13 protein-coding genes and 1 pseudogene are annotated in these 12,723 nt (G+C 74.2%); 8 read left to right on the top strand and 6 right to left on the bottom strand.

Annotation, left to right across the window (positions count from 1 at the left end):
• Positions 1 to 27 precede the first annotated feature (27 nt).
• Positions 28 to 1,416 carry an aldehyde dehydrogenase family protein gene (locus ACIQ8B_RS10330; RefSeq protein WP_403546430.1) on the top strand — a complete coding sequence of 463 codons (1,389 nt, stop codon included), beginning with the start codon at positions 28 to 30 and terminating at the stop codon, positions 1,414 to 1,416.
• A gap of 16 nt (positions 1,417 to 1,432) precedes the next feature.
• Positions 1,433 to 2,518 carry a Zn-dependent alcohol dehydrogenase gene (locus ACIQ8B_RS10335; protein ID WP_403546431.1) on the top strand — a complete coding sequence of 362 codons (1,086 nt, stop codon included), beginning with the start codon at positions 1,433 to 1,435 and terminating at the stop codon, positions 2,516 to 2,518.
• Between the two features lie 433 nt (positions 2,519 to 2,951).
• On the opposite strand, the gene ACIQ8B_RS10340 is transcribed toward ACIQ8B_RS10335, so the two are convergent.
• A complete protein-coding gene (locus tag ACIQ8B_RS10340; protein ID WP_403546432.1) occupies positions 2,952 to 3,662 on the bottom strand; it encodes an ArsR/SmtB family transcription factor in 711 nt (236 codons plus the stop codon).
• A gap of 58 nt (positions 3,663 to 3,720) precedes the next feature.
• Positions 3,721 to 4,362, bottom strand: a complete 642-nt coding sequence (locus tag ACIQ8B_RS10345) for a TetR/AcrR family transcriptional regulator (RefSeq protein ID WP_106414952.1) — start codon at positions 4,360 to 4,362, stop codon at positions 3,721 to 3,723.
• Positions 4,363 to 4,449: 87 nt separating this feature from the next.
• On the opposite strand from ACIQ8B_RS10345, the gene ACIQ8B_RS10350 reads away from it, so the two are divergent.
• The 3 genes from ACIQ8B_RS10350 to ACIQ8B_RS10360 all read left to right on the top strand — a co-directional run bounded on the left by ACIQ8B_RS10350 (position 4,450) and on the right by ACIQ8B_RS10360 (position 6,839).
• Complete coding sequence (locus ACIQ8B_RS10350; RefSeq protein WP_403546433.1) at positions 4,450 to 5,601, top strand: acyl-CoA dehydrogenase family protein; 1,152 nt, start codon at positions 4,450 to 4,452, stop codon at positions 5,599 to 5,601.
• Between the two features lie 79 nt (positions 5,602 to 5,680).
• On the top strand, positions 5,681 to 5,968 hold the full coding sequence (locus ACIQ8B_RS10355; RefSeq protein WP_106416489.1) for a YiaA/YiaB family inner membrane protein: 288 nt from the start codon (positions 5,681 to 5,683) through the stop codon (positions 5,966 to 5,968).
• 226 nt (positions 5,969 to 6,194) lie between these two features.
• Positions 6,195 to 6,839, top strand: coding sequence for a TetR/AcrR family transcriptional regulator (locus tag ACIQ8B_RS10360; protein ID WP_106414954.1), 645 nt, complete (start codon positions 6,195 to 6,197; stop codon positions 6,837 to 6,839).
• Here ACIQ8B_RS10360 and ACIQ8B_RS10365 read toward each other — a convergent pair.
• A complete protein-coding gene (locus tag ACIQ8B_RS10365) occupies positions 6,830 to 7,291 on the bottom strand; it encodes a MaoC family dehydratase (RefSeq protein WP_290008303.1) in 462 nt (153 codons plus the stop codon). The two genes, ACIQ8B_RS10360 and ACIQ8B_RS10365, sit on opposite strands and share 10 nt — an antisense overlap.
• A 131-nt stretch (positions 7,292 to 7,422) precedes the next feature.
• On the opposite strand from ACIQ8B_RS10365, the gene soxR reads away from it, so the two are divergent.
• Entirely contained in the window at positions 7,423 to 7,899 is a 477-nt protein-coding gene (gene soxR / locus ACIQ8B_RS10370) for a redox-sensitive transcriptional activator SoxR (RefSeq protein ID WP_290008305.1), read from the top strand.
• Positions 7,900 to 7,942: 43 nt separating this feature from the next.
• Here soxR and ACIQ8B_RS10375 read toward each other — a convergent pair.
• The 3 genes and pseudogenes from ACIQ8B_RS10375 to ACIQ8B_RS10385 form a co-directional block, all read right to left on the bottom strand.
• A pseudogene (locus tag ACIQ8B_RS10375) lies at positions 7,943 to 8,465 on the bottom strand (RNA ligase (ATP)); the annotation flags it as partial.
• A 203-nt stretch (positions 8,466 to 8,668) separates the two neighbouring features.
• Positions 8,669 to 9,271 (bottom strand): hypothetical protein, encoded by a 603-nt coding sequence (locus ACIQ8B_RS10380; RefSeq protein WP_403546434.1) that lies wholly within the window; start codon positions 9,269 to 9,271, stop codon positions 8,669 to 8,671.
• A gap of 460 nt (positions 9,272 to 9,731) precedes the next feature.
• On the bottom strand, positions 9,732 to 10,985 hold the full coding sequence (locus ACIQ8B_RS10385) for an exo-beta-N-acetylmuramidase NamZ domain-containing protein (RefSeq protein WP_403546435.1): 1,254 nt from the start codon (positions 10,983 to 10,985) through the stop codon (positions 9,732 to 9,734).
• Between the two features lie 169 nt (positions 10,986 to 11,154).
• On the opposite strand from ACIQ8B_RS10385, the gene ACIQ8B_RS10390 reads away from it, so the two are divergent.
• Both ACIQ8B_RS10390 and ACIQ8B_RS10395 read left to right on the top strand, forming a co-directional pair.
• The gene (locus ACIQ8B_RS10390; RefSeq protein WP_290008312.1) at positions 11,155 to 11,928 is read left to right on the top strand and encodes an SDR family oxidoreductase; all 774 of its coding nucleotides are present in this window, start codon (positions 11,155 to 11,157) and stop codon (positions 11,926 to 11,928) included.
• A gap of 200 nt (positions 11,929 to 12,128) precedes the next feature.
• A complete protein-coding gene (locus ACIQ8B_RS10395; protein ID WP_106414960.1) occupies positions 12,129 to 12,722 on the top strand; it encodes a TetR/AcrR family transcriptional regulator in 594 nt (197 codons plus the stop codon).
• Position 12,723: the final 1 nt, after the last annotated feature.

Raw genomic sequence — 12,723 nt, forward strand, 5'->3', positions numbered from 1 at the left:
GGACGCCCCCGCCCCGGAGGAAGCGCGATGAAGGCATACGACGGCATGTACATCGACGGCGCCTGGCGCCCCGCCGCCGGCCCCGACGTGATCGAGGTCGTCGACCCGGCCGACGAACAGGTGATCGCCACCGTCCCCGCGGGCACCGTGGAGGACGTCGACGCCGCCGTGCGCGCCGCCCGCGCGGCCCTCTCCGCCTGGGCGGCCACCCCGCCCGCCGAGCGCGCGGCCCGCCTCACCGCGCTGCGGGACCAGCTGCACGCCCGCCGGGACGAGATCGCCGCGACGGTCACCGCCGAACTCGGCGCGCCCGAGAAGCTCGCCCGGACCGTCCACGCCGGCGTGCCGGTCGCGGTCGCCGGCACGTACGCCGAACTGGCCGCGACGTACTCCTTCGAGGAGAGGACGGGCAACTCGACCGTGTTCCACGAACCGGTCGGCGTGGTCGGCGCGATCACCCCGTGGAACTACCCGCTGCACCAGATCGTCGCCAAGGCCGCCCCCGCCCTCGCGGCCGGCTGCACCATCGTGGTCAAGCCCGCCGAGAACACCCCGCTGGTCGCCCGGCTCTTCGCCGAGTGCGTGCACGAGGCCGGGATCCCGGCGGGCGTGTTCAACCTGGTCACCGGCCTGGGCCCGGTGGCAGGGCAGGCGCTCGCCGAGCACCCGGACGTCGACCTGCTCTCCTTCACCGGCTCCACCGCCGTCGGCCGCCGGATCGGCGCGATCGCCACCGGCATGGTGAAGCGGGTCGCCCTGGAGCTCGGCGGCAAGTCCGCCAACGTCGTCCTGCCCGGCGCCGACCTGGCCCGCGCGGTCAACGTCGGTGTCGCCAACGTGATGTCCAACTCCGGCCAGACGTGCAGCGCGTGGACCCGCATGCTGGTCCACCGCGACCGGTACGACGAGGCCGTGGAGCTGGCCGCGGCGGCCGCCGCCAAGTACGGCGACCGCATCGGCCCCCTGGTCAGCGCCCGGCAGCGGGACCGGGTGCGCGGCTACATCGAGAAGGGCGTCGCCGAGGGCGCCCGCCTGGCCGCGGGCGGTCCCGAGGCGCCGCGCCCGCAGGGCTACTACGTCAGCCCCACCGTCTTCGCGGACGTCACCCCGGAGATGACGATCGCCCAGGAGGAGATCTTCGGCCCCGTGCTGTGCGTGCTGCGCTACGAGGACGAGGAGGACGCCCTGCGCATCGCCAACGGCACCGTCTACGGCCTGGCCGGAGCCGTCTGGGCCGGCGACGAGGCGGAGGCCGTCGCCTTCGCCCGCCGCATGGACACCGGCCAGGTCGACATCAACGGAGGCCGGTTCAACCCGCTGGCCCCCTTCGGGGGATACAAGCAGTCGGGCGTGGGCCGCGAACTCGGCGTCCACGGTCTGACCGAGTACCTGCAGACCAAGTCCCTCCAGTTCTAGGGGAGTCGTGACCGCCATGGCCGTACGAGCCGCCGTTCTGCCCGCCGTCGGCGCCCCGCTGGAGATCACCGGCGTCGACCTGCCCGACCCCGGACCCGGCGAGGTGCGCGTCCGCCTCGCCGCCGCCGGGGTGTGCCACTCCGACCTCTCCCTGTCCGACGGCACCATGCGCCTGCCCGTCCCGGCCGTCCTCGGCCACGAGGGCGCCGGCACCGTCGTCGCCGTCGGCGAAGGCGTCACCCATGTCGCACCCGGAGACGGCGTCGTCCTCAACTGGGCGCCCTCCTGCGGCGCCTGCCCCGCCTGCGGGCGCGGCGAGGTGTGGCTGTGCGCGCACGCCCTGGACGGCGCCGCCCGGGTGCACGCCCGGCGCGCCGACGACGGCACCGACCTGCACCCGGGCCTGAACGTGGCCGCGTTCGCCGAGGAGACCGTGGTGCCCGGCCCCTGCGTGCTGCCCGCCCCGGACGGCGTCCCCCTCGCCGACGCCGCCCTGCTGGGCTGCGCCGTCCTCACCGGCTACGGCGCGGTCCACCACGCCGCCCGGGTCCGCGCCGGCGAGACCGTCGCCGTGTTCGGCGTCGGGGGAGTGGGTCTCGCCGCGCTCCAGGCGGCCAGGATCGCGGGCGCCGGGACGATCGTCGCCGTGGACGTCTCCCCCGAGAAGGAGGAACTGGCCCGCGCGGCGGGCGCCACCGACTACGTCGTCGCCTCCGACGCCACCGCCCGGCAGATCCGCGCCCTCACCGGGAAGCAGGGCGTGGACGTGGCGGTGGAGTGCGTCGGCCGGGCGACCACCATCCGCACCGCCTGGGAGTCCACCCGGCGCGGCGGACGCACCACGGTCGTCGGCATCGGCGGCAAGGAGGAGAAGGTCTCCTTCCACGCCCTGGAGATCTTCCACTGGGGCCGCACCCTCGCCGGCTGCGTCTACGGCAACTCCGACCCCGCCCGCGACCTCCCGGTCCTCGCCGGGCACATCCGCTCCGGCGCCTTCGACCTGGGTGCCCTGGTGACCGAGCGGATCACCCTGGACGGCATCCCGGCCGCCTTCGACACCATGCTCGCCGGCAAGGGAGGCCGCGCCCTGGTGATCTTCTGACGCGCCACGGGCGGGAGGCCGTGGGCGAAGCGCTCCCTCGGGTCCGGGGCGGCGATGCAGGGCGCCCCGAAGGCTCCCGCGCCGGCCGGTCCGCGCTCGATCAGGCCGTCGCCGCTCTCCCGCGTGAACCCGTGGCCGGCGACGACGGAGCCCCGGTCGTACGCGCGGAAGCGGGTGAACGCGGCGAGGGTGTCCTCGGCGCCCGCGCCGGCTTCCGGGCCGGCCGGAAGGGGACACGCCAGGTCGCCGTCACCGGGCCGCTCGGGCGACTGGCCGTGGCCGGCCGGCGGTTCGGCGTCCGCGGTGAAGGCGCTCGCGCCGCCGGTGTGCGGAGAGCTTCACGCCGGTCCGGCCGGCGTCGCCGCCGCAGGCGTCGGTGCGCCGGTCGAGGAACCGGGCGACGAGGTGGGACGCCCGGGCGTCGGCCTCCGCCTCAGCGGAGCACGGCCGCGTCGATCCCGAGCAGGCCGGCGAGCGCCCGCTCCCCGGCCCCGGTCACCTTCACGGCTCGCCCGGAGCCGATCCGCACGCACCAGCCCTGGTCCAGGGCGTGCCGGCACAGGGCCGCGCCCGCCGCTCCCGCGAGATGAGGGCGCCGCTCCGTCCAGTCCAGGCAGGCGCGGGCCAGCGGGCGCCGTCCGCGCCGGCCGAGGTCCACGCCCAGCGCGCCGAACCAGTCCAGCCCCGCGTCGGTGAGCGCGAACCCCGTGTCCTGGCGCAGCAGTCCGCGTGCGGTGAGGGCGTCGGTGACGGTGATGCCGAGGCGTCCGGCGAGATGGTCGTAGCAGGTGCGGCCGCGCGCCGTCGCGGAGTCCGCGCCCGACTGCCGCAGACCGCGCGGCGGTTCGGCGGCGTCCGGGGCGAGCTGCGCGGTGAGGTCCTCCACGAGCTGCGCGACCCGGACGCCGGCCAGCCGCACGTACCGGTGCCGTCCCTGCCGCTCCTCGGTCAGCAGCCCGCCGCCGACCAGCTTGCCCAGGTGCTCGCTGATCGTGGACGCGGCGACCCCGCAGTGCCGGGCGAGCTCACCCGCCGTCCAGGCCCGCCCGTCCAGCAGCGCCAGCAGACAGGCGGCCCGCGTCTCGTCCGCGACCAGCCCGGCGAGCCGTGCCAGCGCGCCCGCCCTGGGGTCCTTGGAGGTCATGCCCTCCAGCATGCGGCAGGGACGGTTCGGCGCTCGCCGACGTGTCCGGGCGGCGCCGTCAGGTGCGTTGCCGTACCTGCTCGTACTGGAGGGCCAGGCCGTCCAGCAGGGCCGTCAGGCCCGTTTCGAAGGCGCGCTCGTCGATCTTCTCCTGCTGCTCGGCCAGCAGGTGCGCCTGCCCGAGGTGCGGATAGTCGGCGGGGTCGTAGGCGCTCGCGTCGTCCACGAAGCCGCCGGCGAACGAGCCGAGCGCCGAGCCCATGATGAAGTACCGCATCAGCGCGCCGATGGACGTGGCCTGCGCGGGCGGCCAGCCCGCCTCGACCATCGCGCCGTAGGCCGCGTCGGCCAGCCGCAGCGCCGCCGGGCGACGGCCGGGGCCGCGGGCCAGCACCGGGACGATGTTGGGGTGGTCGCGCAGCGCGTCGCGGTAGGACACCGCCCAGTCGTGCAGCGCCGTCCGCCAGTCCCGGCCGTCCTCGAACATCGACAGGTCGACCTGCGCGCTCACCGAGTCCGCCACCGCCTCCAGGATCTCGTCCTTGGTGCGGAAGTGGTTGTAGAGCGACGGCCCGCTCACTCCCAGTTCGGCGGCCAGACGGCGGGTGGAGACCGCGGCCAGCCCCTCCGCGTCCACCAGCGCACGCGCCGTCTCGACGATCCGGTCGGTGCTGAGCAAGGGCTTGCGCGGTCGGGCCATGGCGCACATAGTAGGGCTGCGGCACTAAACTAGCAGTGCTAATTTATCCGTACACGATCACGCGCGTCTCACATGGGGTGACTCGGGATGAACCTGGAGCTGAGTGACGAGCAGGAGGCCGTGCGCCGGCTCGCCCGGGACTTCGTGCGGCGCGAGGTCACGCCGCACGCCGCCGCCTGGGACCGCGCGGAGGAGGTCGACCGGGGCATCGTGAAGAAGCTCGGCGAGGTCGGCTTCCTCGGGCTGACGATCGACGAGGAGTACGGCGGCTCGGGCGGTGACCACCTCGCGTACTGCCTGGTCACCGAGGAGCTGGGGCGCGGCGACTCCTCCGTGCGCGGCATCGTCTCCGTCTCCCTCGGCCTGGTTGCCAAGACGATCGCCGCGTACGGCACCGAGGAGCAGAAGCGGACCTGGCTGCCGGGCCTGACCTCCGGTGCGTACGTCGGCTGCTTCGGCCTGACCGAGCCGGGCACCGGCTCCGACGCCGGCAGTCTCGCCACGCGGGCGGTGCGGGAGGGCGACGAGTACGTCATCGACGGCGCCAAGATGTTCATCACCAACGGCACCTGGGCGGACGTGGTGCTGCTCTTCGCGCGCTCCACCGACGCCCCCGGCCACAAGGGCGTCTCCGCCTTCCTCGTCCCCGCCGGCACCCCCGGCCTGACCCGCCGCGCCGTGCACGGCAAGCTGGGGCTGCGCGGGCAGGCCACGGCCGAGCTGATCCTCGACGGGGTGCGGGTGCCCGCGTCCGCGATGCTCGGCGAGGAGGGCAAGGGCTTCTCGGTCGCCATGTCCGCCCTGGCCAAGGGGCGGATGTCGGTCGCGGCCGGCTGCGTCGGCATCGCCCAGGCCGCGCTGGACGCGGCCGTGGGCTACGCGGGGGAGCGGGAGCAGTTCGGCAAGCCGATCGCGGGCCATCAGCTGGTCCAGGAGCTGATCAGCGACATCGCCGTCGACGTGGACGCGGCCCGGCTGCTGACCTGGCGGGTCGCCGATCTGATCGACCGGGGGAAGCCGTTCGCCGTGGAGTCCTCCAAGGCGAAGCTGTTCGCCTCGGAGGCGGCCGTCCGCGCCGCGAACAACGCGCTCCAGGTGTTCGGCGGGTACGGCTACATCGACGAGTACCCGGCGGGCAAACTCCTGCGCGACGCGCGGGTGATGACGCTGTACGAGGGCACCAGCCAGATACAGAAGCTGGTCGTCGGGCGAGCGCTGACGGGGGTCTCGGCGTTCTGAGGGCGGGGCCGTCGGACTGAGTACGGCCTGAGTACCGGGGCGGATGTGGCCGCGGCCACATCCGCCGATCCTGTTCCGCATGAGCGAGACACCGGTCAAGCAGCAGAGCACGGCCGCCTTCTACGGTCAGGCCGTCGCATCCTTCGCCGTCGCCCTCGGCGCCACCGCCGTCGGCATCTACAACCTGCAGACGGACGCGTGGGTCCGCGCCTTCCTCGGCATCGCGGTCCTCTACCTGGTCACCTCCGCCTTCACCCTCGCCAAGGTGATCCGCGACCGCCAGGAGGCCGGGCAGATCGTCAACCGGGTCGACCAGGCCCGCCTGGAGAAGCTGCTGGCCGAGCACGACCCGCTGCAGAAGCTCTGAGGCCGCGGTCGGCCGGTCGCGCCTACGGGGGGTGGGCGCTGGGGACACCCCCTCCGGGGGAGGCGCCCCGTAGGCGCCGGGCTGCGCGGACACCCCCGCCCCGCCGCACCGGGGGCGCGTCGCCCAGAGGCGCCCAGGAGCAGCACCCCCCGCTCGGCGGACGCGTCTAAGCGCCCGCTCACCCTTGCCGGTAGGATGGCGACCCTGTCAGCGAATGGGGTGAGCGATGAGTACGGCGGAGGAGACGGCCGGCGGTGAGGCGCAGCCGTGGGGTGAGGTCACGCCCGACGCGGCCCGGCGACTGCTGCTCGCCGCCGTGGAGGCCTTCGCGGAGCGCGGCTACCACGCCACGACGACCCGCGACATCGCGGGCCGCGCCGGCATGAGCCCGGCCGCGCTCTACATCCACTACAAGACCAAGGAAGAGCTGCTCCACCGCATCAGCCGCATCGGGCACGAGAAGGCGCTGGACATCCTGCGCACCGCGGCCCACGCGGAGGGCACCGCGACCGAGCGGCTCGCCGACGCGGTCAGCTCCTTCGTCCGCTGGCACGCACGCGGCCGCACCACCGCCAGGGTCGTGCAGTACGAACTGGACTCGCTGGGCCCCGACGCCCGCGCGGAGATCGTCGGCCTGCGCCGTCAGGTCGACGCCGAGGTGCGCGGCATCATCGAGGACGGTGTCCGCTCCGGCGAGTTCGACGTCCCCGACGTGCCGGGCACCACCCTCGCCGTGCTCTCCCTGTGCATCGACGTGGCCCGCTGGTTCAACGTCGACGGGCCCCGCACCCCGGAGCAGGTCGGCGCGCTCTACGCCGACCTCGTGCTCCGGATGGTGGGGGCGAAGGACACCGGGTCCGCTCAGAGGTAGTAGCGCGCCACCGACTCGGCCACGCACACCGGCTTGTCGCCGCCCTCGCGCTCCACGGTGAACGCGGTGGCCACCTGCACCCCGCCCGGCACCTCGTCCACGGCGCTGATCGTCGCGGTGGCGCGCAGCCGCGAGCCGACCGGGACGGGGGCGGGGAAGCGCACCTTGTTGGTGCCGTAGTTGACGCCCATCTTCACGCCCTCGACCGACAGCAGCTGCGGGCCGAACAGCGGCAGCAGCGACAGCGTCAGATAGCCGTGCGCGATGGTCGTGCCGAACGGTCCCGCCGCGGCCTTCTCCGGGTCCACGTGGATCCACTGGTGGTCACCGGTGGCCTCGGCGAACAGGTCGATCCGCTTCTGGTCGATCTCCAGCCAGTCGGTGTACCCCAGCTGTTCGCCCACCGCCGCCTTCAGGTCGTCGACGGACGTGAAGATCCTCGGCTCTGCCATGTCCCGGCCTCTCGCGTCACGTAGTCGCAGGCGCATCCGCGTGCGCATGCCTAAGCAACTGCTTAGCATGGTCGGCCGTGCGGCCCCTGTCAACGGACCGGCCGCCGTGCGGGGTGGGTAGGCTCCGAGGAGTGCACCGGATTCCAGAGAAGATCCACGAGCTCACGGTCGGCCAGCTCTCCGCCCGCAGCGGGGCCGCCGTGTCGGCCCTGCACTTCTACGAGTCCAAAGGGCTGATCAGCAGTCGGCGCACCCCCGGCAACCAGCGCCGCTACACCCGTGACACCCTGCGCCGGGTCGCCTTCATCCGCGCCGCCCAGCGCGTCGGCATCCCGCTCGCCACGATCCGCGAGGCGCTCGCCGAGCTGCCCGAGGAACGCACGCCCACCCGCGACGACTGGGCGCGGCTCTCCGAGGCGTGGCGCTCCGAACTGGACGAACGCATCCGGCAGCTGAACCGGCTGCGCGACCACCTCACCGACTGCATCGGCTGCGGCTGTCTGTCGCTGGACGGCTGCGTGCTGTCCAACCCCGACGACGTCTTCGGCGAGCGTCTCACCGGTTCCCGGCTGATGGCGGAGAACCGCGGGAAGCCGTCCGGGGACTGAGGGCGCGAGGCCTCCCGCCCCCCGCCCCGGCCCCCGTCGCGCACTCGTCCTTCGTGCCGCCCCTGCGGGTCAGGCGCGCCGGGCTCACGGCCTCGGCGACGGCACGCCCCCGGTCACCGGGCTGTGCCGCTCGGTCACCGGGCGGATCAGCACGCCCTTCCGGATCTGCGGCTCCCCGCCCGACGCCGTCTCCCGGCCGGCTCCAGCACCCGTCCGCTGCCGTACGGGCCGGCGGACGGGCGGGGCGCCGGCGGCAGGCGGCCCTCGAGGAGTCCCGCCGCGTTCAGCCACCGCACCCGGCCGCCGGTCCCCGCGGACACGGCGCACCCGAGCGTGTCGCGCCGCCCGTCCGCGCCGTACGACAGGTCCGGCGCGCCCTCGCCGTGCACCTCGCCGAAGACGCCGACCCGCCGGACGCCCAGCCGGGCGGCGACGCGGTGACCGCGCACCGCGCCAGTGGAGGGTGCGCGGGTCCTCCCTCAGTGCGAGGGACTTCGCTCCGAAACCCCGGAGGAGACGTGCACCCGGCCCTGCTCGGCGCAGTACGTCAGCAGGCGGGCCGTGCCGCTTCTCGGCGAGCACCACGGGCTGTCCTGAGGACGAAGCCCTGGAACGGCCGGTTCACCGCCCGCCGCCGTCCCGGAGCGCGGGGGGTGCGGCCTCCCCGGCGCGCACCCCCGTGCCCCCGTCGCCCCGGCCGCTCGTCACTGCCGTCGCCGGTCACCCGTCGCGCTCGTCGATCTCGCCGTCGTCCGCCGTCTCCGCCGGGTCAGGCGGAGACCAGCAGCCTCGCGCGGCGGGACTCCGCGAGGGCCGCAGGGGTGAGCACGGGGCGCGGGACCAGGATGCCGCAGTCCGTGCACACCGGGCCCGCCGAGGGTTCGTGATCCAGGTCGTGGCGCCACACGAGCCGTTCCCCCCGGCACACGGGGCAGGACGAGCCCGGCTCACGCTCCAGTGCGGCGATCAGTCGCCGCAGCACCTCGGCCAGGGGCTCCGTCGGGTGCACCCGCGGGTCGTCGCACCAGGCGACCCCGAAACCTCCCCAGGTCATCCGGTGCCAGTCGTCCACACTGCCCGGCCTGCGCAGACCGTCGTGCTTCTCCTTCCTGCGGCGCTCGGCGAACTCCACCTCGTAGGCCAGCCAGACCGCCCGGGCCTCCTCCAGTTCGTCCAGTGCGGCCACGAGCCGCACCGGGTCGACGGAGCGGTCCTCGGGATCGAACCCGGCCCGCGAGCACAGATGGTCCCAGGTCGCCCGGTGCCCGTACGGGGCGAACCGCTCCAGGCACTTGCGCAGCGAGTAGCGCCGCAGCGCCAGATCGCACCGGGGATCTCGGACCTGTCTCGCCAGACTTCGGAAACCGGCCATCGTCCTGCACCTCCGTCACACCTGCACCTGTAATCCGGTCACTTCGGCGTCGCGAACGGACGTCGCCGAGTAGACGTGCCGGCACGCGATTCGGCTCCATCCTTTTCCGACGGCCCCCTCGGCCGGCCGCGGGAACGCCGAACCAACTCCCTCGGCCCGTACTTCAGTTGTCGTCGTCCGCGGGGTGCCGGCGGTGACGGGCCCCGTCGCCCCTCCCGGCAGGGGAACAGCCCTTCCCCGACGCTCTGAGAACTCCCCGCGGCTTCCACGGGTTCCTGAACCCCACGCCGATATGCACACCGATCGCGAGTCCGCCGGCAGGGAAACGCGGCGCACCGGCATGCGGGGGAGTGGAAGCGCAGGTCACAGGGGTGGACGCGCGGAGACCGCGGGCGCGAACGCGACGGCGGCGGACCGCCGTCCGCGACCCGCCGCCGTTCCGTGCCCGCCCGGCAGCCGCCTAGCGGTAGAGCAGGTGGTCCCGCCGCTTCCGGCGGAACGCCGCCAGCTCCCGCTGCCAGCCGCCCACCACCTCGTCCGTGTCCGCGCCCGCGTCGATCATCGTGCGCACCTGGGCCGAACCGGTGAGCTTGTCGATCCAGTTGTCCGCACGCCAGGCGAAGCCGTCCCACGACCGCTTCGCCGTGATCAGCAGGCCGATGCCCGTCCGCACCGGGTCGAACCGCTCGCGGTCGTGCACATGCAGCTGCACGCCCCCGATGGTCCTGCCCTGGAACTTGGAGAAGGTCGGCGCGAAGTACGCCTCGCGGAAGCGCACGCCCGGCAGGTCCAGCTCGTTCGCCGCGGCCGCCCAGCGCCCGTCGACGCCCTCCGCGCCCAGCAGCTCGAACGGCCGGGTGGTGCCGCGCCCCTCCGACAGGTTCGTGCCCTCGAACAGGCAGGTCCCCGAGTACACCAGCGCCGTCTCCGGCGTCGGCATGTTCGGGCTCGGCGGCACCCACGGCATCCCGGACGCGTCGTGGAAGTCCGACCGCTTCCAGCCCGACATCCGTACGGTCTCCAGGGCGACGGGCGCCGTCAGGAACTCCTCGTTGAACAGCAGCGCCAGCTCCGCCACCGTCATCCCGTGCGCCTGCGCGATCGGCTGCCGGCCCACGAAGGTCGCGAACTCCTTGTGCAGCACCGGACCCAGCGCCGCCCGCCCGGTCACCGGGTTCGGCCGGTCCAGGACCACGAACGGCAGACCCGCGAGCCGCGCCGCCTCCATGCAGTCGAAGAGCGTCCAGATGTAGGTGTAGAAGCGGGCGCCGACGTCCTGGATGTCGAAGACCACCGTGTCCACGCCGGACGCCGTGAAGACGCCGGCGAGCTCCTGACCGCTCTTCAGGTACGTGTCGTACACGGGCAGGCCGGTCGCCGGGTCGTCGTAGCGGCCCTCGGAGCCGCCCGCCTGCGCGGTCCCCCGGAAGCCGTGCTCGGGGCCGAAGACCGCGGTCAGGTTCACCCGGTCGTCGGCGTGCATGACGTCGACGATGTGCCGCACGTCGCGGGTGATGCCGGTGGGGTTGGTGACCACGCCCACCCGGCGGCCGTCGAGCAGCGCGTAGCCGTCCGCCGCGAGCCGTTCGAACCCGGTGCGCAGGGTCCGGCCGCCGCCGTGCGCGGACCCCGGGCCGGAGGCGGCGGCCGGCGCGGCGGAGGCCGCGACCGCGGCCGTGGTGGTGGCGAGCAGGCCTCGCCGGGACAGCCTCATGCGGTGACCTCCGTGATCGCGGTACATGTCATGCCCACGCACGCTAGCGCGCCGGACCGCCCCGGGGAACGAGCCGGACCGACGCCACGCGCAACGCCCCTTCCTCCCGGCATACCGACCGGTTAGTCTGGCGCGGTCAGCCGTTTGCCAGCCGCGTCGGAGGAGACCGATGGTGCAAGCCGTGCAGGGTGCGAAGGTGGTCGTCACGGGAGCCGGGGGCGGCATCGGAGCGGCGCTGGCCCGCCGTTTCGCCGCGCAGGGGGCGCACGTCGTGGTCAACGACCTGGACGCCGGCCGCGCCGAGGCCGTCGCCGAGGAGATCGGCGGCCTCGCGGTGGCGGGCGACGCCTCCTCGGTCGTCGCGGAGGCCCGCGACGCGCTCGGCGGGACGGTCGACGTCTACTGCGCCAACGCCGGCGTCGGCCGCGACGGCGGGGAGCCGGGCGAGCCGCTGCGCGAGGCGGACTGGGCCCTGTCCTGGGACGTCAACGTGATGGCACACGTCCGCGCGGCGCACGCGCTGCTCCCCGGGTGGCTGGAGCGCGGCAGCGGGCGTTTCGTCTCCACCGTCTCCGCCGCCGGACTGCTCACCATGATCGGCACCGCCCCGTACAGCGTCACCAAGCACGGCGCCTACGCCTTCGCCGAGTGGCTGTCGCTGACGTACCGGCACCGCGGGGTGAAGGTGCACGCGATCTGCCCGCAGGGCGTGCGCACCGACATGCTCGACGCGAGCGGCAGCGCCGGCGACCTGGTGCTGAAGCCGACCGCGATCGAGCCGGAGGACGTGGCCGACGCCCTGTTCGACGGCATCGAGCAGGACCGCTTCCTGATCCTGCCGCACCCCGAGGTCGCCGAGTACTACCGCGCCCGCGCCGGCGACCCCGAACGCTGGCTCTCCGGCATGAACCGGGTCCAGCAGCAGTGGGAAGCCACCCGCTGACCGACGCCCCCGGCGCCCGCCCGTCCACCGGGCGGGTTCCGGCGCGGACCCGCCCGCGCCCTCCGCCGCACCGGCGGAGAAACCGGGCGGGGGGTGGTGCCTCACGGAGGAGGGGCCGCGAAGTGGGAAGATCCTCCGGCGGGGACGGGGTTCCCCGACGCACGACGACCGACAGCGACACGGAAAGGCGGGTGGCGACAGTGCCCAGAACGACGGACGGTGACGGGACCCCCGTGCCGCAGCGGCTGCTGGCCGCCGCCACCCGGCTCTTCGCCGAGCAGGGGTACGACCGCACCTCGGTGCAGGAGATCGTCGAGGCGGCCGGCGTCACCAAAGGGGCGCTGTACCACTACTTCGGGTCCAAGGACGACCTGCTGCACGAGGTGTACGCGCGCGTGCTGCGCCTCCAGCAGGAGCGCCTGGACCGGTTCGCCGACGCCGACGAGCCCGTCGAGGAGCGACTGCGCGGCGCGGCGGCGGACGTCGTCGTCACCACCATCGAGAACCTCGACGACGCGTCGATCTTCTTCCGCTCCATGCACCACCTCAGCGCGGAGAAGAACAAGCAGGTCCGCGCCGAGCGCCGCCGCTACCACGAGCGGTTCCGCGCGCTGATCGAGGAGGGCCAGCGCGAGGGGGTCTTCTCCACGGCGACCCCGGCCGACCTGGTCGTCGACTACCACTTCGGCTCGGTGCACCACCTGTCCACCTGGTACCGCCCCGACGGACCGCTCAGCCCCCAGCAGGTCGCCGACCACCTCGCCGACCTCCTGCTGCGCGCCCTGCGCCCGTAGC

Origin of the sequence: Streptomyces sp. NPDC096105 (assembly GCF_044763335.1) — a bacterium.
Classification (GTDB): Bacteria; Actinomycetota; Actinomycetes; order Streptomycetales; family Streptomycetaceae; genus Streptomyces.